Raw genomic sequence first — 23,606 nt, 5'->3', positions numbered from 1 at the left:
AACAAAGCCACAGAGGCACAGAGACACAGAGAGATCTTCATCCCGCTGCCTCTGTGTCTCTGTGCCTCTGTGGCTGTGTTGTTTGCCCGAAGCGCACAGGGACAACTGGATGAGCCGTCTTGCACTGCTGCTGATGGTGGCCTCCGGCTTTGCCGGCCTGGGCTACCAGATCGTCTGGACGCAGCAGCTGGGCCTCGTGCTCGGCCACGAGAGCGCGGCCGTCCTGGCCGTCGTCGCCGCGTTCTTCGGCGGCCTGTCGCTGGGTGCGCTGGCCCTCGGGTCGCGCATCGAGGCCAGCGCCCGGCCGCTGCGCTGGTATGCCGGCTTCGAAGCGCTGATCGGCCTGTGGGGACTGGTGCTGATGGCGGCGATGCCGGCCGCGGGCAACGCGGCCCTGGCCCTCATCGGCCCCGAGGCCTCGCCGGCGTGGCAGTGGAGCGTCGCGTTCGGCGCCAGCTTCCTGCTGCTGCTGCCCGCCACGGCGGCCATGGGCGCCACGCTGCCGGCCATGGCCCGCATCGCTGCGGCGCGGCTGGCACCGCTGTACGCCGCCAACACCTTGGGCGCCGTGGCGGGCGTGCTGGCCACGGCCTTCTGGCTCATCCCTGAAGCGGGGCTCACGCGCAGCGCCGGCCTGTGCGCGGCGCTGAACCTGGCCTGCGCCGTGCTGGCCGGCACGGTGCTGCGGGCCGGGCCGCCGCCCTTGACCGCCCCCCGCGGCTCCAGCCGGCCCCTCGCCCTGCTGGCGGCCACGGGCCTGCTCGGCATCGCCTACGAGGTGCTGGCCGTGCGGGTGCTCAGCCAGGTTGCCGAGGACACGGTCTACACCTTCGCCCTGCTGCTGGCCGTTTATCTGGGCGGCAGCGCCCTGGGGGCCGCGGCCTTCGCGCGCGCCCCGGCGCGCTATGGCACCGCGCGCCTGCTGCAGGGCCTGGCCTGCGCCGTGCTGCTGGGCATGGCCGCGCTCTGGGGCGCCGAGGCGCTCAAGCAGGCGCTGGCAGCCCGCCTGCCTGCCGGGCTGGCGGGCGCCCTCGCCGTGGAGGCCCTGCTCGCGCTGGCGGTGTTCGCGCTGCCCACCTGGATCATGGGCGCGCTGTTCTGCCGGCTCTGCGCCGACGCCGCGGCGGCCGGCATCCCTTTCAGCCGGGCGCTGGGCATCAACACCCTCGGGGCCGCGCTGGCCGCGCCCGTCTTCGGCGTCGGCCTGGCGCCGGCGCTCGGCCCCAAGGCCGCGCTGCTGCTGGTCGCGGCCGGCTATCTGCTCATCCTGCCGGCATGGCGCAGCGCCGGGTGGTGGCTGCCGGCCGGCGTTGCCGCGGCCCTCGCCGCGCTGACCCCGCCGCTGGCCTTCGTCGACCTGCCCGAAGGCGGCCGGCTGCTCAGCTACCGCGACGGTGCCATGGCGGCGGTCAGCGTCGTCGAGGACGAGGCCGGCGTGGCGCGGCTGCGCATCAACAACCGCCAGCAGGAAGGCAGCAGCGCCACCCTGCTCGTCGACGGCCGCCAGGCCCTGCTGCCGCTGCTGCTGCATCCGGCGCCGCGGCACGCCCTCTTCCTGGGCCTGGGCTCGGGCATCACCGCCGGCGTGGCGGCCCGGCTGCCGGGCGTGCAGGTGGACGCCGTCGAGCTGCTGCCAGAGGTCATCGAGGCCTCGGCCCTGTTCCGCCCCACGCTGGGCGACGGGCCGCCGCCACGCGTGCACGCCGCGGACGCCCGCCGCTTCGTGCGCACGGCCCGCCAGCCCTACGACGTCGTCGTGTCCGACAACTTCCACCCCGCGCGCAGCGGCTCGGGCGCGCTCTACACCGTCGAGCACTTTCGCGCGGTGCGCGAGCGCCTGGCACCGGGCGGCCTGTTCTGCCAGTGGCTGCCCCTGCACCAGCTCGACCTCGACACCCTGCGCAGCATCACCGCCGCTTTCCTTCAGGCCTTCCCCGACGGCGCCGCCGCGCTGGCCAGCAACAGCCTGGACACCCCCACGGTCGGCCTCATCGGGCGCCAGGGCGGCACGCGCTTCCAGCCCCGGGCCGCGTGGCCGGAGCTGGCCGGCCGCTTCGGCCTGGGCGACGACTTCGCCGTGCTCGGCAGCTTCATTGCCGACGCCCCCGCCCTGCGCCGCCTGGCCGGCAGCGCCCCGCTGAACACCGACGACCGCCCCTGGGTGGCCTACCGCGCGCCGCGCGCGACCTACGCGCCCGACTCCGCCCCCCGCGACCGGCTGCTGGCCCTGCTCGGCGAGGTGGGCATCGACCCCGCGAACCTGCTCGCGACCACCGATGCCGCACTGGCCGGGCGCCTGGCCGCCTACGCCCAGGCCCGCCGCGACTACCTGGCCCTCGGCCGCCACACGCAGGCCAGCGCCGACCCGGCCGTCATGCTGGCCCGCGTCGGCCAGCCGCTGCTGGCCGTGCTGCGCCGCAGCCCCGACTTCCTGCCCGCGGCCGAGCCGCTGCGGCGCCTGGCGCAAGCCCTGGCCCCCCGCGACCCGGCCGCCGCCCAGGCCTTGCGCGAAGCCCTCGGCCGCATCCGCCCCGACCTCGCCCCATCCTGACCGGCAGGCCTGTTGGCCCGGCGTCAGTCCTTCGTGGCAAGCTCCGGGGATGCGCTGGGCCTTCATCACCGACATCCATGCCAACCGCCAGGCCTTCGAGGCCGTGCTCGCCGACGCCCGGGCACAGGGCGCGACACGCTATGCCCTGCTGGGCGACTTCGTCGGCTACGGCGCCGACCCGGCCTGGGTGGTCGAGCAGGCCGCAGCCCTCGTGGCCGACGGCGCCATCGCCATCCAGGGCAACCACGACGAGGCGGTCGTGCAGGGCAGCACGCCGGGCATGCACCCGGACGCCCGCGCCGTCGTCGACTGGACGCGTGCCCAGCTCGGCGAGGATGCCCTGCGCTTCCTCGCCCGGCTGCCGCTGCAGGCCCACGGCGAGCCGGGGCACTGTCTGTTCGTGCACGCCAATGCCTACGACCCCAAGGGTTGGGAGTACGTGCAGGGCCGCGCCGAGGCCGTGAAGAGCCTGCATGCCAGCCCGGCGCGCATCCAGGCCTGCGGCCACATGCACGAACCCATGCTCTACCACCTGTCGGGCACCGGCAAGGCGGGCGACTTCCGGCCGGTGGCCGACGTGCCCATGCCCCTGCCAGGGCACCGCCAGTGGCTCATCGTGCCCGGCTCCTGCGGCCAGCCGCGCGACGGCAATCCGGCCGCCTGCTACGCGCTGTTCGACCCCGCCAAGTCCGACCTCAACGACGCCCGCGTGACCTTCCGCCGCGTCGCCTACGACGTCGACGCCGCCTGCGCCGCCTTGCGGGCCAGTGCGCTGCCGGCGCCCATCGCGGAACGCCTCGCCCGCCGCCTCAGCCAGGGGGAATGATGAGCACCACCAGCCCGCCCGCCGCCCAGCCCGCTCCCCCGGCTCCGCTGGAAGCCGGCCAGGTGCTGGACGGCTTCCGGCTGGAGGAGAGGCTGCACCAGGGCGGCATGGCCAACCTCTGGCGCGTGAGCCGGCTGGAGCCCGCCCCCGACGCCGACGAGGGCATGGGACTGCTCATGAAGGTGCCGCGCATCAAGGGCGGCGAGGACCCGGCCACCATCGTCGGCTTCGAGGTCGAGCAGATGCTGATGCCGCAACTCAGCGGCCCCCACGTGCCGCGCTTCGTCGCCCGCGGCGACTGGACGAAGCAGGCCTACATCGTCATGGAGCACATCCCGGGGCAGACGCTGCGCCCGCGCCTGGACGACGCTCCCCTGCCTCCCGAGGAGGTGGCCGACATTGGCGCCCGCGTCGCCACCGCCCTGGCCGCCCTGCACCGCCAGCACGTGGTGCACCTGGACATCAAGCCCAGCAACATCATGTTCCGCCCCGACGGCACGGCCGTGCTGGTGGACTTCGGCCTCAGCCGCCACGAGCACCTGCCCGACCTGCTCGAGGAGGAGTTCACCCTGCCCATGGGCACGGGCCCCTACATGAGCCCTGAGCAGGTGCAGTTCGTGCGCAACGACCCGCGCAGCGACCTCTTCGCCCTGGGCGTCATGCTCTACCACCTGGCCACGGGCGAGCGGCCCTTCGGCCAGCCCAGCTCGGTGCGCGGGCTGCGCCGCCGCCTCTACGTCGAGCCCGTGCCGCCGCGCGCCATCCGGCCGGAGCTGCCGGCCTGGCTGCAGGAGGTCATCCTGCACTGCCTGGAGGTCAAGCCGGAGCGCCGCTACCAGAGCGCCGCCCAGCTCGCCCTGGACCTGCGCGAGCCGGCCGGCGTGGCCCTGACGGCCCGCTCCGAGAAGCTCCAGGCCAGCGGCGCCATGCGGCGGCTCAAGCGCTGGTTCTTCGCGCTCGGCGCCGAGCCCGCTCCGCCCACGCCGGTCGGCGAGCAGCTGGCGCGCAGCCCCATCGTCATGGCCGCCGTTGACGTGGACCACGCCACCCCCGAGCTGCTGGAACAGCTGCGTGAAACCGTCCGGCGCATCGTGCAGACCGAAGCCGGCGCCCGCCTGGCCTGCGTGTCCATCATGAAGGTCAACCGCATCGGCATCGACGAACTCACCGACAAGCACGGCCAGAGCGTGCACGTGAAGCAGCTGATCGCCCTCAAGCACTGGGCCCGCCCCATCAGCAAGGCCCTGAGCCTGGACGACGGCCGGCTGACCTTCCACGTGCTGGAGGCCCCCGACGCGGCGGGCGCCATCATCGACTTCGCCCACCGCAACGGCGTCGACCACATCGTCATGGGTGCCCGCGGCGCCTCGGCGCTGCGGCGCTACCTGGGGAGCGTGTCGGCCCAGGTGGTGGCCGAGTCCGACTGCACGGTCACCGTCGTGCGCGAACCCGCCGGTTGAGCGGCGCCGCAGGGCTGTTTCACGACGAAACAGCCGCCCTGCCGCCGCCCCTTGAAAGCCTCGAGCCCAGCCCTAATTCGGCTGCGATGCCGCGCCAGGCCTGCCCGCCTCGCGGCGTCGAACCCGAAAGGAGGCTTTCATGTACTCATCCCTCTGGACCTTCCCTTCCAACTTCTTCTCCGACTTCGACCGCCTGAACCGCGTCTTCGACGAGCACTTCGGCGGCTACGGCGCGCCGTCGAGCATCCGCTCCGTGGCGCCCGGCACCTTCCCGGCCATCAACGTGGGCAACACGCCGACGAGCGTGGAGGTCTACGCCTTCGCGCCGGGCCTGGACCCGGCCAAGCTCGAAGTGACCGTGGACCGCGGCGTGCTGAGCATCGCCGGCGAGCGCGAAGCCCCGGCCCAGCAGGAGGGCACCCGCACCTACAGCCGCGAGCGCTTCAGCGGCAGCTTCCGCCGCGCCATCAGCCTGCCCGACGACGCCGACGCGTCCAAGGTGCAGGCCAGCTACCGCGACGGCGTGCTGCGCATCAGCGTCGAACGCCAAGCCGAGGCCCAGCCCCGGCGCATCACCGTCCAGTGAGCCATCCAAGGAGGACTGCACCATGAGCACCACTGCCGTACAGACCGACGCCGGCCACGACCGCACGCCGGCACGCCAGGGCGCCGAGGCCGACAGCGACCGCGCCCTGATGCCGCGCGTGGACGTGAGCGAGGACGACACGGGCATCACGCTGACCGCCGACCTGCCGGGCGTGGCCCGCGAGCAGCTCGAGCTGCAGGTCGAGGGCGACACTCTGCGCATCGAAGGCCGGGTGGACGCCGCCGCTCCCACGGGCCTCGAACCCGTCTACGCGGAAGTGCGCCTGCCGCGCTACCGCCGCTCCTTCACGCTGAGCCGCGAGCTGGACGCCTCGCGCATAGAAGCCCAGCTCAAGGACGGCGTGCTGCGCCTGCGCATCCCGAAGCAGGCCCATGCCCAGCCGCGACGCATCGAGGTAAGCTGAAGCCCCTCGCCTGGTCTTGCTCCGGCTGAACGCCGGCAAGCCCAGCCGGTCCCCCTAGGGGACGGCGCGGGCCGGCTCGGGAACGGCCCAGCGCTCGGCCCGCAAGACCTCCTGCTTCATACGCCATGACCTCGGAGGTCATCGACGCCGTGCGTGCCGGCGGCCAGACTCCTGGGCATCAACCCAGGAGTCCCACATGCCCACCTTCGATGTCCTGCCCCTCGCCGTCGCCCTGCTGATCGGCATTCCCGCCTTCGGCTCCTGCCTGGGCATCGGGCTGGCCAGCATGAAGCTGCTGGAAGGCATCGCCCGCCAGCCCGAGGTCGCGCCGGAGCTGCAGACCAAGTTCTTCCTGGCGGTTGGCGTGACCGACGGCGCCTTCATCATCGCCACCGGCGTCGGCCTGTGGTTCGCCACGGCCAACCCCTTCGCCCGCTGAGCCGCCCCGCCTGACTGCCTACACTGGCGGCATGAGCGACAACCCCTGCCTGAGCTGCGGCGCCTGCTGCATGAGCTTCCGGGTCGATTTCGACCGCAGCGAGCTGCTGAGCGAGGGTGGAAGCGTGCCCGATGGCCTCGCCGTCGAGCTGACCGGCCGGCTGGTGCGCATGCGCGGCACCGACCACGCCCAGCCCCGCTGCGCGGCCTTCAGCGGGCAGGTCGGCGTCAAGGCCGCCTGCGGCATCCACGAATGGCGGCCTTCGCCCTGCCGGGAGTTCGGCGAGCGCGCGCCCATGGGGATCGGCGACGACGCCTGCGCGCGGGCCCGGGCGCGGCATGGGCTTGCGCCGCTATGAGCGGCCTATGAACCCGGACGCTGCATCAATGGTTCGCGGCGTCGTTGCTGCTGTTCTCTAACAGCATTCAGCCAGGCCAGTTTGGCGCCGTAGATCTCCCTATCCCGGGCAGTGGCGCTGTTCTCCAGGGCTTTGGCAATCTCGCCGCGCGCGCCCGGCACGTCGCCAAGACCCCAATTGGCGAGCCCCAACCAGAAGTGGAACTCCGGCACATACGCCGCTCGAGCGACCTCCTTGCGGAACAGCTGCCGCGCTGCGGCAAACTCGCCAGCCTTCATCGCCTCTACGCCTTCGTCGAAGAACTTGTACGGAGCCACCGGCTGAATCTGGGCGATCTGATTGGCGACGGCCTGGGCCTCCTCGCGACGCCCGAGCTCGCTCAGCACCAACGCCAGGTTGGACAGTGCTTGAGTGTTCAACGGCTCTCGCTCCAGTACCAGGCGCAAGGCCGTCTCTGCACGGTCTTGCATGCTCTTGCGTCGGTACAGCACGGCCAGGGTGTTGTAAGCGGCGAGCCAACGGGCATCCGTGGCGATCGCTGACTTCGCCCACCAATAGGCTTCATCGATCTTCCCGACCGCAAGCGCCTCGGCGGCACGGTTGTTGAGAAACATCGCAACCACCATCGATTCATCGATCACCCGACTGCGCTGGTTGCGGACTTGGTCTGGCGGCAGGAAATCGATGGTCAGCAGTTCCGGGTCGCCGAAGATGATCGACTGCCCCGTGGTGGGCCGTCGAACGAGGGTGATGTTCACGTGGCCGGCGACGAAGAAGATGCCGTTGTAGCGTGTCCAGCTCTCTTCGGTGTAGACGCTGTTGAACCGGACGGGAACATTGAGGTACCGCGCGAACGCTGCCGTCATCAGGACCAGCGACATGCAGTTGCCTCGCCTGGCCTCGAACGCTTCTGACGCCGTGCGCGTCACCTCAGCGTCATAGTCGATCTGGAGCCGCCCTTTGGTATAGAGCGACTCGATCAGGCCATTGCGCAAACCCTTGGTGCGGACCATCGGCGCCATCTCGACGTCGGCGAAGCGCTTCATCGCCGGAGTGATCTCCAGCGCCTGGGCGGGATCGAAAGACACATCCGGCCGGGTGAACGCTGCGTCATCGAACACGTCGACGGTCGGCGGCTGCTTGGGTTCGACCGCACAACCGACAAGGCCCGTCAGCGCCAAGCCGGCAATCAGTACACGAATCTTCATGGGAGTCTCCTCGCTGATTCGAGATCCATGCGCCGCCACCTTTCAGCAACAGTGACAAACGTGTGAATCTGATGACAGCTTAGTCCTGCCGTGACCTGCTGTCTTGAGTCACGCTAACCGGCGTAGCAGGTGGCAACGAGATTCTTCGGTCGCCGCTTGAATTTCCCGCTTCCTGCACTTGCCCGGCAGCTCCCGTGCTGAGACGATGCTGCGATGCACACCGGACGCCGCCTCGCCCTCGCCGCCCTGCCCGCCCTGTGCTGGTCAGCCACCGCGTCGACGGAACGAGGCCAGGCACCGCTGCGCCTCGTGACCGGCGATCTGCCGCCCATGGCCATGCCGGGCGAGCCCGGGAGGCGCGGCGTGCTGCTCGATCTCGTGGAGGCGGTGTTCAAGCGCGCCGAGCTGCCCTTGCAGGTGGAGTTCTTCCCCTGGGCGCGCGCCATGCTGCTGGCCGGCGAACAGCCGCGCACCCTCATCCTGCCGCTGAACCGGACCGCGGACCGTGAAGCGCGCTTCCAGTGGCTGCTCAAGCTGTACGCCCAGCGCTTCGCCTTCCTGACCCTGGCCGGCAAGCCCCGGGTCGAGACGCTGGAACAGGCCCGTCAGGCCCGCGTGGGCGGACTGCGCGGTTCGTCCAACCTCGCCAGCCTGCAGCAGCAGGGCGTGCCCGCCGAACGGGTCTACCAGGCCGCCAGCATCGCCGACATGCACAGGGCGCTGGAACGCGGCCTCGTGGATGCCATCTTCGGCAGCGAGCTCATCCACACCGACGCCTGGCGCCGCAGCGGCCGAGACCCGGCGCACCTGCACGCCGGCCTCGTGCTGGAGTCCGCAGACATCTGGCTGGCGGCCCAGGGCGGCGTCACCGAGGCCGAGGCGGCCCGCCTGCGCGAGGCCCACGAGGCCCTGCTCGCCGATGGCAGCGTGGAGCGGCTCTTCAGGCTCTACGGCCTCAAGGCCCGGCCCGAAGACCTGCGCTGACACCGCAGCCGCACGGCGCCGCGGCGTCAGCGCAGGACGAAGACGACCGCGCTACGGGCCGGCACCTCGAAGCGCCCCGCGCTGGCCCGGGCCTCGCGTCGCACCCGGGCGTCGGCCCCGTGCCGCTGCACCGGATGCAGCTCCCAGTGCGAGGCCGCCTCGCCGGGAAGTTCCAGCACCTGGGCATGGGGCGAGACATTGATCATGGCGATCACGGCCTTGAAGCCGGGCAGGCCGCGGCCGTCGATGCGGGTCGCGACGAGCACCGGGTTCTGCCCGGGGCCGCTGCCGGGGAAGCTCAGCCGCGCCTTCACCTCGGCGGCGGTGGGCAGGCGCAGCAGCGGCGTGCTGGCGCGGATGCGCAGCAGGTCGCGGAAGACGTCGCGCGCCCAGGCGATCTCCGCCGGACCGGGCGCGATGCCCGGGTCGCGCAGGCGCTCGCGGTCCAGTGCCCAGTCGCGGCCGTCCTTGCCGAAGTTGTCCTGGCGCGGCGGCAGACCGGTGCCGAAGTGGTTGGTCCGGTAGCTCCAGTCCAGGCGATTGAACCAGTCGCCCGAGTCGTAGCTGTTGCGGTCCAGGCTCTTGCTGCGCAGGATGTCCTGGCCGGCGTGGAAATAGGCCACACCCTGGCTGAAGGCCACCAGGGCCGCGCCCAGCACCTGGACCCGGGCACGGTCGGCGCGCGAGGTGGCCAGCGGGAGCTTGAGCACGTTCACGTCGAACAGCGTCTGGTTGTCGTGGTTCTCGACGTAGTTGACGACCTCGCCGGGCTGTGAGACATAACCGGCCGGCTGGTCGCCATAGGGGATCTGGTCGAGCCGGCGCCTTTCGCCGCGCCAGGTCGTCAGCTCGACGTCGCGCAACGAGCCCGCCAGGCCGACGCGGATCATGTCGGCCGCCGCCAGCAGCTCCTCCGGCCCGGCGGCGGCGAGCGCGTTGGGCGCATAGACGAGGCCGTTGAGCCAGCCCTGGTGCCGCACGCTGTCGTCGCCGGCCTCGCCGGCACTGCCACCGCGCGCCGCGTCCCGGCCACGGTCGCTGAAAGTGCCGATGCCGCTGCCGTTCAGGCTCAGCTGAGAGGCCTGCACGAAGCGCGCGCCGTTCGCCACCTCGCCGAAGTTCCAGCCCTCCCCCAGCAGGGGCACGGGCCGCCCCGCCTCGGCGTTCACGCGCGCCTGCAGCCGCTCCATGGCCTCGCGCGGCTGGTGGCCCATGAGGTCGAAGCGCATGCCGTCGATGCGGTACTCCCGCACCCAGCGGGCCGCCGTGTCGATCATCAGCTTGGCCATCATGCGGTGCTCGGTGGCGGTGTTGTCGCAGCAGGTCGAGCGCTCGACCTGGCCCCGGACATCCAGCCGGTGGTAGTAGCCCGGCACCAGGCGGTCGAGCACCGAGCGCGGATGCTGTCCGGCCGCGGCCGTGTGGTTGTAGACCATGTCCATGCCCACGCGCAGGCCCGCGGCATGCAGGGCCATGACCATGCGGCGGAACTCGACGATGCGGCGGAAGTCGCGCGGGTCGGTCGCATAGCTGCCCTCCGGCACGCCGTAGTGCCAGGGGTCGTAGCCCCAGTTGAAGCAGTCCTCGGCGGCGAGGGCCGTGACGGCGGCCTGCTGGGCCTCGCTGTCGGGCGCGGCGCGGGGCACCTCGGGCGTCCTGCAGCCGCGCTCCGGCACGCTGGCCAGGTCGAAGACGGGCAGCAGATGCACGTCGGTCACGCCGGCCCGGGCCAGCGCCCTCAGGTGCCGCATGCCCCGGGACCCCGCTTCGGTGAAGGCCAGGTATTTGCCGCGCCAGGCCGGCCGCACGCTCATGTCGCTGGTCGAGAAGTCGCGCACATGCAGTTCATAGATGACCTGGTCGGTCGCCGCCCTGGCCGCCGCGGGGCGGTGTGAGGCGTCCCAGCCGGGCGGCTTGAGCGCCGGCGCGGCGAGATCGGCCACCAGGCTGCGCCGGGAATCGGCAGTGAGCGCCACCGAGTAGGGATCGGTCACGAGGTTGCGCACCAGGCCATGCGTTGGCGTCACCACGTCGACGAGATAGCGATAGGCCTGGCCGCTCAGGTCGCCGGGCAGCTTCACGCGCCACACGCCGGTGTCGGCGTCCCGCACCATCGCATCGACGGCGATGGCCGGCGACTCCGGGCCGGCATGACGGCAAAGCTGCACGCGCTGCGCGGTTGGCGCCCAGACGGCGAAGGCCGTGCCGCCCGGCGTCGGAAGCACGCCGAGGTCGTCCACCCGCTCGGCCGTCGCGTAGAGGTCGTCCAGCGCTCCCGCGAGCTGGAGGCCGGTGGCCGCGACGACGTGACCGTCGGCCGACTCCCGCACCAGCAGCAATTGCTCGCGCAGCAGCGAGGCGACGTCGCCCTGCACGACCTCGAACCGCGGCCCCTCGGCAATGAAGCGCAAGGCCGGCGGCGGCACGCCCGGGCTCGGGGCCAGTTCGATCGCGCCGTCGCTGCCCGAGACCGGCTCGCCCGGCGTCGCCCGCATGCCGGCCGCGCGCGCATGGTGCAGGCGCACGCGCTCGCCGGGCCGCAGTTCCAGGCCTGGCCATTGCAGATGGCGCCCGTCCAGCCAGTAGGCCTCGGCGCGGGGCGTGGCGGCCGGCGCCGGCATGGGGACGGCGGCGTCGCAGTCGTCGAGGTCCGAAGCCCGGACCGGGCCGGCAATCAGCATCAGGCCCAACAACGCGACGAGCGCGGGACGAGCAGGCATGGAAGGTCTCCTGGGTGGCGAGATCGATAGTAGCAAAACTACATACATGGAAATCCTTGTGGCGACTCCATTGGGAGAGCCGATATGCTCGGCGCCAGCAATCTACGTAGTTTGAATACATGAACACCAAGAAACTGCTGATAACTGCACTTCTCGCCGCAGCCGGCACGGCACGGGCCCAGTTGGACGTCCAGCCCGTACCCGCGCTCCCGCGGGCCAGTGCCCTGCCCGTGGACTGGCAGCACGGCGTGTTCATGGAAATCTTCGTGCGCGGCTACCAGGACAGCGACGGCGACGGCATCGGCGACCTGCGCGGCCTCATCCGGCGGCTGGACTACCTCAAGAAGCTGGGGGTCAGCGGCCTGTGGCTGATGCCCATCACGGCCAGCTCCGATCACGACCACGGCTATGCCACGACCGACTACCGGCGCATCGAGCCGCAGTACGGCACGCTGGACGATTTCGACACCCTGGTGCGGGAGGCGCACAAGCGTGGCATCGGCATCGTCATGGACTACGTCATCAACCACGCGTCCTGGGAGTCCCCCGCCTTCCAGGCGGCGCTGCAGGACCGTGACGGCCCCTGGCGCCACTGGTTCGTCTGGAACCCAGACCCGGGGCCGGGCTGGGACATCTGGGGCAAATACCCCTGGTACGACGCCGCCACCCGGCCCTGGGCCTGGGACGGCGAATTGAAGGACATGCCGGCACCTCGGCCCGGTTCGCCCGACGTCTACTTCGGCACCTTCGGCCCGCAGATGCCCGACTTCAACCTGCGCAACCCGGCCGTCGTGCGCTACCACGAGGATTCGCTGCGCTTCTGGCTCAACCGCGGCCTGGACGGCTACCGGCTGGACGCCGCACCCCATCTCATCGAGAACAACGCCCGGGACTGGAACGACCAGCCCGAGAGCCGCGCGCTGACCAAGCATTTCCAGGACCTGATCAAGAGCTACCCCGGCCGCTACGTCGTCTGCGAGGCCACGGCCAAGCCCATCGACTACGGCGCACCGGAACTCTGCGGCGGCGCCTTCGCCTTCAACCTGCATGCGGACATGATGGCAGCGGCCAAGGGCGAGGCCGAGGCCGTGCAGCGCGTGGCGGACTACTACCGCAGCATGTCGCCGACGATGGCGACCTTCCTGCACAACCACGACATCTTCACCGGCCAGCGCGTCTGGGACCAGCTCCACGGCGACGAGGCCCGCTACCGCCTCGCGGCCGCCAGCTACCTGTTGCTGCCCGGCACGCCCTTCGTCTACTACGGCGAGGAGATCGGCCTGGCCGGCATCGACGGCAAGACGCCCCGGGACGACGCCCCGCTGCGCGCCCCCATGAGCTGGACGCCGGCCAACGAGGGTCCGGACGGCTTCAGCACCAGCCTGGTGCCCTACCGGCCCCTGTCCCTCAACCGCAGCCGACATAACGCCGAAAGCCAGCAGCGCGCCCCCGACTCGCTGTTCAACTTCTACCGCCGCCTGATCGCCCTGCGGCGCGCCCTGCCCTCGCTGGCCCTGGGCCGCTACGAGGCCGACCAGGTCGTCGGCCAGGCCTGGAGCTTCCAGCGCGTGCACGGCCGGGAGCGCAGCCTCGTCGTCATCAACTACGGCGACCGACCGGCGCAGCTGCGCGTCCAGGGCCTGCCCTCCAGAGCCCGCGGCCGGGCCGCCTATCCGCAGCAGGCGGCGACGCTGAAGGCGGATGCCTCCGGTCAGGCCGGCATCACGCTGCCGCCGCTTTCCTTGCGGGTCTACCGGATCGAAGCCCCATGAAGAAAACCCTGTTCTCCCTTGCGACCACCCTGCTGATGAACCTCCCCCTGACCGCCGCCCCCCTGCAGCACGTCGAGCCGCCCCACTGGTGGGTCGGCATGCGCGAACCCGCGCTGCAGCTGATGCTGCACGGCCCCGGCGTCGCCGACGCGCGCGTGGCGCTGGCGCCCTACCCGGGCGTTCGGCTGGTGGGCAGCCACCGGGCCGACAGCCCCAACTACCTCTTCGTCGACCTGGACATCGGGCCTGAGGCCCGGCCCGGCGAGCTGGCGCTCAGCCTGGACGGCGGCGAGCCGCTGCGCTACCCGCTGCGGGCGCGTGCGCCGGGCTCGGCCCAACGCCAGGGCTTCGGACCCCGGGACGCCATCTACCTCGTCGTGCCCGACCGCTTCGCGAAGGGCGGCAGCGGCCGGCAGGACGGCCTGAAGGAAGGCGTCGACCGGGCCAACCCGGGCGGGCGCCACGGCGGCGACCTCGCCGGCCTGCGCCGGCACCTGGGCTATATCGCCGGGCTCGGCTTCACCCAGCTCTGGCCGACGCCTCTGGTGGTCAACGACAGCGCCACCTACAGCTACCACGGCTATGCGGCGACCGACTTCTACCGCGTCGACCCGCGCTTCGGCAGCAACGACGACTTCCTGGCCCTGGCGGCCGAGGCGCGGGCCCTCGGCGTGGGCGTCATCCAGGACATCGTGCTCAACCACATCGGCGCCGGCCACTGGTGGATGGCCGACCTGCCGGCGCCGGACTGGCTGAACCAGTGGCCGCAATACACCGAGACCCACCATGCGCGCGTCACCCTGCAGGACCCCTATGCCGCGCCGAGCGACCGCAAGCGCTTCACCGACGGCTGGTTCACGCCCCACATGCCCGACCTCAACCAGCGCCGGCCCGAACTCGCCACCTACCTGACGCAGATGACGCTGTGGTGGATCGAGACGGCCGGCCTCTCGGGCATCCGCACCGACACCTACTCCTACTCCGACCGCGACTTCCTCACCCGCTGGTCGGCCCGCGTGATGCAGGAGTACCCGCGGCTGAACATCGTCGGCGAGGAGTGGAGCCCGCATCCGGCCGTGGTGGCCTACTGGCAGCGCGGCAAGCGCAACCACGACGGCTACGCCTCGCAGGCGCCCAGCATGATGGACTTCCCGATGAACACCGCCCTGCTGGCGGCGCTGACGGAGGAAGACGGCCCGCACACCGGCCTGACCAAGCTCTACGAGGGCCTGGCCCACGACTTCGTCTATCCTGACCCGGCCAACCTCGTGCTCTTCGACGGCAACCACGACACGCCCCGCCTGTTCTCGCTGATGAAGCGTGACGTCGGCCTCACGAAGATCGCGCTGGCCTACCTCGCCACGACGCGGCGCATCCCGCAGATGTTCTACGGCACGGAGGTGCTGATGGAGAGCCCGGTCGAGCGCGACGACGGCCGCGTGCGGGCCGACATGCCCGGCGGCTGGCCCGGCGACCAGGCCAGCGCCTTCACCGGTGCCGGCCTGACGGCCGAACAGCGCGCCATGCAGGACTGGGTGCGGCGCCTGTTCAACTGGCGCAAGACCACCGGCGTCGTCCACGACGGCGCGCTGATGCAGTACGCGCCGCTGGAAGGCTGCTACGTGTTCTTCCGCTACGACGCGAGACGCACAGTGATGGTGGCGCTGAACAAGGGCGGCAAGACGGCGACGCTGCCGACGGCGCGCTTCCCCGAGCGGCTGCGGGTGGGAGACCACGCCCGCGACGTGATGACGGGCCAGGCCTTCGAGGTCGGCGCCACCGTCAGCGTGCCTGCCCGCAGCCCGCTGATCCTCGAGATCAGCCGCTGAACACCCAGGCCCCGGCGAAAGCTCCGAGGCCCGGCCGGCCGCTCAGCAGGCCGGCAGCCTGAGCAGCTCGAAAGGCCCGCGGCCGGCGGCGGCCGTGATGAGGCCCAGCACCCGCGTCGGCTCGGCGCCCAGCATGTCCCAGCGGAAGCGCCAGCCCCAGTTGCCGCCCAGCACGCCCGGCACGTTCATGCGGTGGCTGCTGTCCAGGCCGAGCACGTCCTGCAACGGGTAGACGGCCATGTTGGCCACCGAGTTGGCGCAGGCGCGGATCATGGCCCAGTGCACGTCGTGCTCGCCGCAGGCGAGGTAGGAGCCGGCGAAGGCGCGCTCACGGGGCTTGGCCTGGTTCCACCAGCCGCGCACGGTGTCGTTGTCGTGGGTGCCCGTGTAGGCGACCGAGGCCCTGGACCACATGTGCGGCAGAAACTCGTGGTCGCCCTCGGCGCCGAAGGCGAACTGCAGGATCTTCATGCCCGGGAAGCCGCAGCCGTCGCGCAGGGCGTGCACGTCGTCGGTGATGAAGCCCAGGTCCTCGGCGACGATGGGCAGGGGCCCGAGGGCCTGGCGGATGGCGTCGAACAGGGCCATGCCGGGACCGGTGACCCAGCGCCCGCGGGTGGCGTCGGGGCTGTCGCCGGGGATTTCGTAGTAGCCCGCGAAGCCGCGGAAATGGTCGATGCGGAAGACGTCGGCCTGGCTGAGGGCGCGGCGGATGCGCGCCGTCCACCAGGCGTAGTTCTCGGCGGCCATGCGGTCCCAGCGGTAGAGCGGGTTGCCCCAGCGCTGGCCCAGTGGGCCGAGGTCGTCCGGCGGCACGCCGGCGACGACGGCGGTCTGGAAGTCGTCGTCCAGCTCGTAGAGGTCGGGCCGCGACCAGCAGTCGGCGCTGTCATGGGCGACGAAGATGGGCAGGTCGCCCATGAGGTGCACGCCGCGCTCGTTGGCATAGGCCTTCAGCGCGCCGACCTGCACGTCGAACTGCCACTGCACGAACTGCCAGAAGGCGATCTCGTCGGCATGGTCCTTGCGGGCCTTGGCGATGGCCTTGGGAGCGCGTCGCTTGAGTCCGTCTTCCCAGGTCCACCACGGCTGGCCGTTCAGCGGCGAGCGGATGGCCATGAAGAGGGCGTAGTCGTCGAGCCAGCTCTTCTGCGTCTCGCACCAGGCCGCGAAGGCCTGGCGGTCGTCCGCAGCGGCCGAGGCGAAGAAACCGGCCGCGGCGCCGCGCAGCTGCTGCTCGCGCCAGGGGGTGACGCGGCCGTAGTCGACGCGCTCGCAGTTGAAGTCCGGCACCTGGGGCGGCTGCAGCCAGCCCTTGGCCACCAGCGGCTCGAGGGCCACCATCCAGGGGCTGCCGGCAAAGGCCGACACGCCCTGGTAGGGGCTGTCGCCCGGGCCGATGGGGGTGGTGGGCAGCAGCTGCCAGATGCCTTGGCCGGCGGCTTGCAGCCAGTCGACGAAGCGGTAGGCGTCAGGACCAAAGTCGCCCATGCCGTGGGGGCCGGGCAGCGAGGTGATGTGCAGCAGCACACCGGAGGAGCGTTGGTCGAGGTTCATGTCGGTGCGTGTCGCAGGACGAGAAGGGAACGGCCCGGCACGCCGAGCGGCTGGCCGGGCAGGACAACGGTGGCCGCGGCCTCGCCGCTGCTGTCGAACACGAGCTGCCAGGGGCCGTGGCACAGCAGGAAGGGCAGCGCCGAGGGGTCGGGGTTGAAGACGATCATCAGCCGCGGCTCGGCCGCACCCGCCTCCCGCAGTTGCACGCCGAAGGCGCGCTGGCCGGCGTCGTGCCAGTCGTGCGGCGCCATCTCGTGGCCGCTCGGCGCATGCCAGGCGATGCAGGCGTCGCCGGCCGTGCCGGCGAACCAGCGCGGGTGGCGCAGCAGCGGCTCCGCCGCCCGCAGTGCCAGCAACTGGGCCACCAGCTCGGTCATGCTGCCGTCCGCGCCGGGCCAGTCGAGCCAGGTGGTCGCGTTGTCCTGGCAGTAGGCGTTGTTGTTGCCGCCCTGGCTGTGGCCGATCTCGTCGCCGGCGCACAGCATGGGCGTGCCCTGCGCCAACAGCAGGGTGGCCATCAGCGCCCGGCGCACGCGGCGCCGCGTGGCCTGGATCGCCGGGTCGTCGGTGGGGCCTTCGGCGCCGAAGTTGGCGCAGAGTTCGCCGTCGCGGCCATCGCGGTTGTCTTCGCCATTGGCCTGGTTGTGCTTGGCGCCGTAGCTGGTGAGGTCGGCGAGGTTGAAGCCGTCGTGCACGGCGACGAAGTTGACGCTGGCCGTGGGCAGGCGCTGGCCGTGATGGAAGACGTCGCTGGAGGCCATGAAGCGCCGCGCCAGCTCGCCGCGGCCCACGCCCGGCCCCGCGCCCAGCCAATAGCCCCGCACCGCATCGCGGAACTTGTCGTTCCACTCCAGGAAGCGGCCCGGGAAGCGGCCGACCTGGTAGCCGTCGTAGGCGGCGTCCCAGGGTTCGGCGATGAGGTGCACGCCGGCCAGCACCGGGTCCTGGCGCAGTGCGGTGAAGAAGGCAGCGCCCGGGTCGAAGCCGTGCGAGCCGCGGCCGAGCACGGGCGCGAGGTCGAAGCGGAAGCCGTCCACGCCCATCTCGGCCACCCAGTGGCGCAGCGAGTCCAGCACGAACTGCGTCACGCGCGGATGCGAGCAGTGCAGCGTGTTGCCGCAGCCGGTGAGGTTCTCGTAGCGGCTCCAGTCGCCGGCGACGAGGCGGTAGTAGGTCTTGTTGTCCAACCCGCGCAGCGACAGGGTGGGACCGAACTCGTTGCCTTCTGGCGTGTGGTTGTAGACGACGTCGAGCACGACCTCCAGGCCGGCCTCGTGCAGGGCCTGGACCATGCCGCGGAACTCGGCCGTCACGGCCGTGGGGTCATGGCGGTGCGCGGCTTGCGCCCAGCGCGGGTCGGGGCAGAAGAAGCCCAGGGTGTTGTAGCCCCAGTAGTTGTGCAGGCCGCGCTCGGCGAGATGAGGCTCGTCGATGCAGTAATGCACGGGCAGCAGCGACAGCGTCGTCACGCCCAGGCGCTTGAAGTGGGCGATGGACGCCGGATGGGCCAGGCCGGCGTAGGTGCCGCGCAGCTCCTCCGGCACGCCAGGCATCAGGCGCGAGAAGCCCTTGACGTGGACTTCGTAGAGCACGACCTGGTCGGGCGCGAGGCGCGGCCGTCGCACCACCGGCGGCAGCGGCGGTGCGACCCGGGCCTTGAGCGCCTGCGCGGCGTTGTCGCGCGTGTCGAGGGAGCGCGGGCCGTCGGGGTGGCCCAGCTCGTAGCCGTGGTGCTCCGCCCGCCAGCCGAAGTGGCCGACGATCTCGCGGGCATAGGGGTCGAGCAGCAGCTTGTGCGGGTTGAAGCGGTGGCCCTGCTCGGGCGCGTAGGGCCCGTGGGCCCGCAGGCCGTAGACCAGACCGGGCCCGACACCGGGCAGGAAGCCGTGCCACACGCCATCGTGCGGCCCGTCGAGGGTGTAGCGGCGCAGCTCGCGCTGGCCCTCGGCGTCGAAGACGCAGAGCTCGATGCGGGTGGCGTTCTCGCTGAAGACGGCGAAGTTGACGCCACCGTCGCGGGCCAGCGCACCGAGGGGTTCGTGCCAGCCGGGTTGGAGGTTGGGGAGATGCGCCATCTAGAGAGACGGAGGAAATGCAACCACAGAGGCACAGAGGCACGGAGAAGCGGCCTGCATGGAGTTCCTCTGTGGCTCTGTGCCTCTGTGGTTGCCTTTGGTTTTCAGATCGGAACGAAGAACAAGGTCGCCAGCGGCGGCAGGTTGATCGTGATGGACAGCCGCCGGCCGTGCGCCGGCTGCGCCTGCACGGGCAGGCCGGCCGCGGCCACGCCGTTGCCCATGTTGCTGCCGCCGTAGTAGGCGGAGTCGGTGTTGAGTGCCTCGCGCCAGGCGGTGACGCCGTCCGGCACGCCGAGGGAATAGCCCTCGCGCGGAACCGGCGTGAAGTTGCAGACGACCACCACCATGCGCCCAGTGCCGTCGCGCCGCACCCAGGCGTAGATGGAGTGCTCGGCGTCGTGCGCGCTGATCCACTCGAAGCCGCCGCTCTCGCAGTCCAGGCGATGCAGGGCCGTGTGCTCGCGGTAGAGCTTGTTGAGGTCGCGCACGAGGCGCTGCATGCCGGCGTGGCGCTCATCCTCCAACAGGCCCCAGGGCAGAGGCTCGGCGTGGTTCCATTCGTCGCGCTGTGCGAACTCCTGGCCCATGAAGAGGAGCTTCTTGCCCGGATGGCCCCACATGAAGCCGTAGTAGGCGCGCAGGTTGGCGAACTTCTGCCAGTCGTCGCCCGGCATCTTGGCCAGCATGGCGCCCTTGCCGTGCACGACCTCGTCGTGCGAGATGGGCAGCATGAAGTTCTCGCTGAACGCGTAGATCAGGCCGAAGGTCATCTTGTCGTGATGCCAGCGGCGGTTGATCGGGTCCTCCGCCATGTAGCGCAGGGTGTCGTTCATCCAGCCCATGTTCCACTTGTAGTGGAAGCCCAGGCCGCCCGCGTAGGTCGGCGACGAGACGCCCGGGAAGCTGGTGCTCTCCTCGGCCACGGTGACGGCGCCCTGGATCTCGCCGACGTGCTCGTTCATCTCGCGCAGCAGCGAGATGGCCTCGAGGTTCTCGCGCCCGCCGCGGATGTTGGGGATCCACTGTCCCTCGGGCCGCGAATAGTCGCGGTAGAGCATGCTGGCCACGGCATCGACGCGCAGGCCGTCCACGCCCCAGCGCTCGATCCAGTACAGCGCGCTGCCGATCAGGAACTCGCGCACCTCGGTGCGGCCGAAGTTGTAGATGAGGGTGTTCCAGTCGCGGTGGAAGCCTTCCTTGGGATCGGCGTATTCGTAGAGCCGCGTGCCGTCGAATTCCGCGAGGCCGTGGGCATCCATCGGGAAATGCGCAGGCACCCAGTCGAGCAGCAGGCCCAGGCCCTGGTCATGGCAGGCCTTGACGAAGCGCGCGAAGCCTTCGGGCGGGCCGAAGCGGGCGCTGGGCGCATACAGGCCCAGGGTCTGGTAGCCCCATGAGCCATCGAAGGGATGCTCGGTGATGGGCATGAGCTGGACGTGGGTGAAGCCCAAGTCGGCCGCGTAGGCCGGCAGCTCCGCGGCGAGTTCGTCCCAGGTCGGGAAGCCGCCCTCGGCGCCGCGCCGCCAGGAGGCCGCATGCACCTCGTAGACGCTGATGGGCGCGTGGCGCTGGTTGGCGCGGTCGCGCTGGCGCGGCAGCGGCGTGGGCTCGGGCAGGGCCGCGACGATGCTGGCGTTGTCCGGCCGCAGCTGGGCGCGCCTGGCGTAGGGGTCGGCCTTGAGCGGCAGCAGCGCACCGTTGCCGCCCACGATCTCGAACTTGTAGAGGTCGCCCTCGGCCGCGTGCGGCACGAAGATCTCCCACACGCCGGCCGCATGGCGCAGCCGCATCGGGTGGCGGCGGCCATCCCAGTTGTTGAAGCTGCCGACCACGCTGACGCGCCGGGCGTTGGGCGCCCAGGTGGCGAAGCGCACGCCCGGCACGTCGCCGTGCTGCACCGGATGCGCGCCCAGGCTGAGCCAGGGGCGGAAGTTGCGCCCCTCGGCGAAGGCCTTGAGTTCGTCGTCCGCCAGCTGGGGGTAGAAGCTGTAGGGGTCGGCGTAGACGCCCTCGCCGCCGCCGAGCCAGCTGACGGCCAGCCGGTAGTCGAAACGGTGCTTGCGCCGCGGCACCAGGGCCTCGAAGAAGCCGGCGCGCCTCTGCTCCAGGCCGACGATGCGCTTGTGGCTGCCCGCGTCCAGCAAGGCCACCTCCGCGGCGCCCGGCAGCAGCGCCCGCACCCACAGCCGACCGTTGTCGTCCGCATGCAGGCCGAGCCGGGAAAAGGGATCGGCATGGCGGCCTGCCAGCAAGGCGTCGAGGTCGGCGTCGGTGATCATCGTCAGTTCAAACTCTTCACGGACCAGACACGGTCCACGTACTCGGCGATCGTGCGATCGGACGAGAACGGGCCCATGCCGGCGATGTTGCGCAAGGCTCGCTCGGCCCAGGCGGCGCGGTCGGCGAACAGGGCATCGACCTTGGCCTGGGTGGCGACGTAATCGGCGAAATCGGCCATCAGCAGATAGACGTCGCGGTGCAGCAGGCTGTCCACGAGCGGGCGGTAGCGCTCGGTGTCGCCGTTGCTGAACACGCCCGCCGCAATGGCATCGATGACGCGCTTGAGCTGGCGATTCTCTTCGACGTACAGCCGCGGGTCGTAGCCCAGCGCCTTGATCTTGGCGACGGCATCGGCGCGCAGGCCGAACACGAACATGTTCTCCACGCCGCAGGCCTCGGCCATCTCGATGTTGGCGCCGTCCCAGGTGCCGATGGTGATCGCGCCATTCATGCCGAACTTCATGTTGCCGGTGCCCGAGGCCTCGGTGCCGGCCGTGGAGATCTGCTCGGACAGGTCGGCCGCCGGGATGATGCTTTCGGCCAGCGTGACGCTGTAGTTGGGCAGGAAGACGAGCTTGAGCTTGTCGCCCACGCGCGGATCGCTGTTGACGACGCGGGCCACGTCATGGGCCAGGCGCACGATGCTCTTGGCCATCTGGTAGGCGGAAGCCGCCTTGCCAGCAATGATGACGGTGCGCGGGACCCAAGCTGCCTCGGGGTTGTCGCGGATGGCCTGGTAGCGGGCGATGACGTGCAGCAGGTTGAGCAGTTGGCGCTTGTACTCGTGGATGCGCTTGATCTGGATGTCGAACAGGCTGTCCACGCTGACCGAAAGCCCGAGTTCGCGGCGGATGACGGCCGCCAGGTCTTCCTTGTTGGCGCGCTTGACGGCCAGGAACTCCTCGCCCAGCTCGCGGTTGCCGGCCAGGGCCTTCAGCTCGCCCAGCTCCGCGAGATCCTTGCGCCAGCCGTCGCCAATGCGACCGTCCAGCAGCGCGGACAAGCGCGGGTTGGCCTGCTGCAGCCAGCGCCGTGGCGTGACGCCGTTGGTGACGTTGTGGAAGCGCTCGGGCCAGATGCGGGCGTAGTCGGCGAAGATGGTCTGCACCATCAGCTCGGAGTGCAGGGCCGCGACGCCGTTGACACGGTGCGAGGCCACCAGGGCGAGTGAAGCCATGCGCACGCGGCGCTCGCCGCCATGGCTGCCTTCGTCGATGAGGGACACGCGCGAGGCCAGGCCGTGGTCACCGGGGAAGCGCGCCTTGAGCTCCTCCAGGAAGCGGTGGTTGATCTCGTAGATGATTTCGAGGTGCCGCGGCAGCAGGTTCTCGAACATGCGGACCGGCCAGGTCTCCAGCGCCTCGGGCATCAGCGTGTGGTTGGTGTAGGCCACCGCCTGGCGCGTGATCTTCCAGGCCTCGTCCCAGCCCAGGCCATGCTCGTCGAGCAGCAGCCGCATCAGCTCGGCCGGCGCCAGCGCCGGATGCGTGTCGTTGAGGTGGATGGCGTTGGTCTTGCCGAGGTTGTGCAGCGACCCGAACTCGCGCAGGTGGCGGGCGAGCAGGTCCTGCAGCGAGGCGCTGACGAGGAAGGCCTCCTGCTTCAGGCGCAGCTCGCGCCCATGTTCCGTGGAATCGTCCGGGTAGAGCACCCAGTTGATCGCGTCGGCCAGCACCTGGTGGCGGGCCGCATGCGGGTAGTCGCCCTCGCAGAAGGGCTTGAAGGCGATGGGCGCCGCCGTGGCCTGCCACTGGCGCAGCGTGGAGACACGCTCGCTGTGGTGGGCCGGCACGATGAAGTCGAAGGCCTGGGCCTCGAGGATGTCGGCCGGCATCCAGCGGCGCACGCCGGATGCATCCACCTCCACCCGGCCGCCGAAGCCCACGGGGTAGCGCAGGTCGTGGCGGGGCAGCTCCCAGGCCGGGGCGTCGCGCGTCCAGTCGTCGGGCTGCTCGAGCTGGCGGCCCTGCTGGATGACCTGGGCGAAGGTGCCGTAGCGGTAGCGCAGCCCGTAGCCGAAGGACGGCAGCTCCAGTTCGGCGAAGCTGTCGAGGAAGCAGGCGGCCAGGCGGCCCAGGCCGCCGTTGCCCAGGGCCGCATCGGGCTCGCGCTCCAGCACGTCGCCCAGCGCGAGGCCCTGCTCGGCCAGCCTCGCCTCCAACGGCTCCACCAGCTTCAAGGCGGCCAGCGCATTGGACAGCGCCCGGCCCATCAGGAACTCCATCGACAGGTAGTGCACGCGGCGCACCGGCGCCTTCTCGCCGCGCTGGGCGTCGGCAGCCTGCGTCGCGGCCCAGCGGCGCGCCAGGGTTTCACGGCAGGCGATGGCGGCCGCGTGCAAGGCCGCCTGCGGCGTCGCGCCATGGCTGGATTGGGACAGCTCGCGCTCGTAGGCGCTCTCGAAGGCGGCGCGCAGGGCCTTGTCTTCGGATGTCAGGACGGTCGGCTTCTTCATCGCGGAGGCGGCCTTGGCGCCGGGCTTGCGTTGGACGGTCAGCCCGGAGCTGAGACGTGTTGGGGTGTTCATCAGTGCC

At 71.1% G+C, this 23,606-nt stretch carries 16 protein-coding genes; 10 read left to right on the top strand and 6 right to left on the bottom strand.

Annotation, left to right across the window (positions count from 1 at the left end):
- Positions 1–109: 109 nt before the first annotated feature.
- The 7 genes from LXT12_RS18465 to LXT12_RS18435 all read left to right on the top strand — a co-directional run bounded on the left by LXT12_RS18465 (position 110) and on the right by LXT12_RS18435 (position 6,644).
- Positions 110–2,551, top strand: a complete 2,442-nt coding sequence (locus LXT12_RS18465; RefSeq protein ID WP_233393761.1) for a spermine/spermidine synthase domain-containing protein — start codon at positions 110–112, stop codon at positions 2,549–2,551.
- Between the two features lie 49 nt (positions 2,552–2,600).
- Positions 2,601–3,377 (top strand): metallophosphoesterase family protein, encoded by a 777-nt coding sequence (locus tag LXT12_RS18460; RefSeq protein WP_233393760.1) that lies wholly within the window; start codon positions 2,601–2,603, stop codon positions 3,375–3,377.
- Entirely contained in the window at positions 3,377–4,837 is a 1,461-nt protein-coding gene (locus LXT12_RS18455) for a bifunctional serine/threonine-protein kinase/universal stress protein (RefSeq protein WP_233393759.1), read from the top strand. Before LXT12_RS18460 ends, LXT12_RS18455 begins: the two co-directional genes overlap by 1 nt.
- Positions 4,838–4,976: 139 nt before the next feature.
- The gene (locus LXT12_RS18450; RefSeq protein WP_233393758.1) at positions 4,977–5,423 is read left to right on the top strand and encodes an Hsp20/alpha crystallin family protein; all 447 of its coding nucleotides are present in this window, start codon (positions 4,977–4,979) and stop codon (positions 5,421–5,423) included.
- 22 nt (positions 5,424–5,445) lie between these two features.
- Positions 5,446–5,847, top strand: coding sequence for an Hsp20/alpha crystallin family protein (locus LXT12_RS18445; protein WP_233393757.1), 402 nt, complete (start codon positions 5,446–5,448; stop codon positions 5,845–5,847).
- 196 nt (positions 5,848–6,043) lie between these two features.
- Complete coding sequence (gene atpE / locus LXT12_RS18440; protein ID WP_233393756.1) at positions 6,044–6,286, top strand: F0F1 ATP synthase subunit C; 243 nt, start codon at positions 6,044–6,046, stop codon at positions 6,284–6,286.
- A 31-nt stretch (positions 6,287–6,317) separates the two neighbouring features.
- Positions 6,318–6,644, top strand: a complete 327-nt coding sequence (locus LXT12_RS18435) for a YkgJ family cysteine cluster protein (protein WP_233393755.1) — start codon at positions 6,318–6,320, stop codon at positions 6,642–6,644.
- Between the two features lie 5 nt (positions 6,645–6,649).
- Here LXT12_RS18435 and LXT12_RS18430 read toward each other — a convergent pair whose 3' ends face one another.
- Positions 6,650–7,852 (bottom strand): tetratricopeptide repeat protein, encoded by a 1,203-nt coding sequence (locus tag LXT12_RS18430; RefSeq protein ID WP_233393754.1) that lies wholly within the window; start codon positions 7,850–7,852, stop codon positions 6,650–6,652.
- Positions 7,853–8,065: 213 nt separating this feature from the next.
- On the opposite strand from LXT12_RS18430, the gene LXT12_RS18425 reads away from it, so the two are divergent.
- A complete protein-coding gene (locus LXT12_RS18425; RefSeq protein ID WP_233393753.1) occupies positions 8,066–8,836 on the top strand; it encodes a substrate-binding periplasmic protein in 771 nt (256 codons plus the stop codon).
- A gap of 26 nt (positions 8,837–8,862) precedes the next feature.
- Here LXT12_RS18425 and LXT12_RS18420 read toward each other — a convergent pair whose 3' ends face one another.
- Positions 8,863–11,556: an alpha-1,6-glucosidase domain-containing protein gene (locus tag LXT12_RS18420; protein ID WP_233393752.1), complete on the bottom strand. Its 2,694-nt coding sequence runs from the start codon at positions 11,554–11,556 to the stop codon at positions 8,863–8,865.
- A 119-nt stretch (positions 11,557–11,675) separates the two neighbouring features.
- Between LXT12_RS18420 and LXT12_RS18415 the strand changes: the two genes are divergently transcribed.
- Together LXT12_RS18415 and LXT12_RS18410 are read left to right on the top strand one after the other, a co-directional pair.
- Complete coding sequence (locus tag LXT12_RS18415; protein WP_233393751.1) at positions 11,676–13,328, top strand: alpha-amylase family glycosyl hydrolase; 1,653 nt, start codon at positions 11,676–11,678, stop codon at positions 13,326–13,328.
- Positions 13,325–15,157, top strand: coding sequence for a glycoside hydrolase family 13 protein (locus LXT12_RS18410; RefSeq protein ID WP_233393750.1), 1,833 nt, complete (start codon positions 13,325–13,327; stop codon positions 15,155–15,157). Before LXT12_RS18415 ends, LXT12_RS18410 begins: the two co-directional genes overlap by 4 nt.
- Before the next feature lie 42 nt (positions 15,158–15,199).
- On the opposite strand, the gene malQ is transcribed toward LXT12_RS18410, so the two are convergent.
- The 4 genes from malQ to LXT12_RS18390 form a co-directional block, all read right to left on the bottom strand.
- Positions 15,200–16,714 (bottom strand): 4-alpha-glucanotransferase, encoded by a 1,515-nt coding sequence (gene malQ / locus LXT12_RS18405; protein WP_233393749.1) that lies wholly within the window; start codon positions 16,712–16,714, stop codon positions 15,200–15,202.
- Positions 16,711–18,789 carry a glycogen debranching protein GlgX gene (gene glgX / locus LXT12_RS18400; protein WP_233393748.1) on the bottom strand — a complete coding sequence of 693 codons (2,079 nt, stop codon included), beginning with the start codon at positions 18,787–18,789 and terminating at the stop codon, positions 16,711–16,713. The genes malQ and glgX overlap by 4 nt, the downstream gene beginning before the upstream one ends.
- 104 nt (positions 18,790–18,893) lie before the next feature.
- Positions 18,894–21,071 (bottom strand): 1,4-alpha-glucan branching protein GlgB, encoded by a 2,178-nt coding sequence (gene glgB, locus LXT12_RS18395; protein ID WP_233393747.1) that lies wholly within the window; start codon positions 21,069–21,071, stop codon positions 18,894–18,896.
- Between the two features lie 2 nt (positions 21,072–21,073).
- Positions 21,074–23,599 (bottom strand): glycogen/starch/alpha-glucan phosphorylase, encoded by a 2,526-nt coding sequence (locus LXT12_RS18390; RefSeq protein ID WP_233393746.1) that lies wholly within the window; start codon positions 23,597–23,599, stop codon positions 21,074–21,076.
- Positions 23,600–23,606: the final 7 nt, after the last annotated feature.

The organism is Pelomonas caseinilytica (assembly GCF_021353235.1).
Classification (GTDB): Bacteria; Pseudomonadota; Gammaproteobacteria; order Burkholderiales; family Burkholderiaceae_C; genus Pelomonas; species Pelomonas caseinilytica.
The sequence above is the reverse complement of the archived record's forward strand: the minus strand, read 5'-3'. Positions and strand labels throughout refer to the sequence as shown.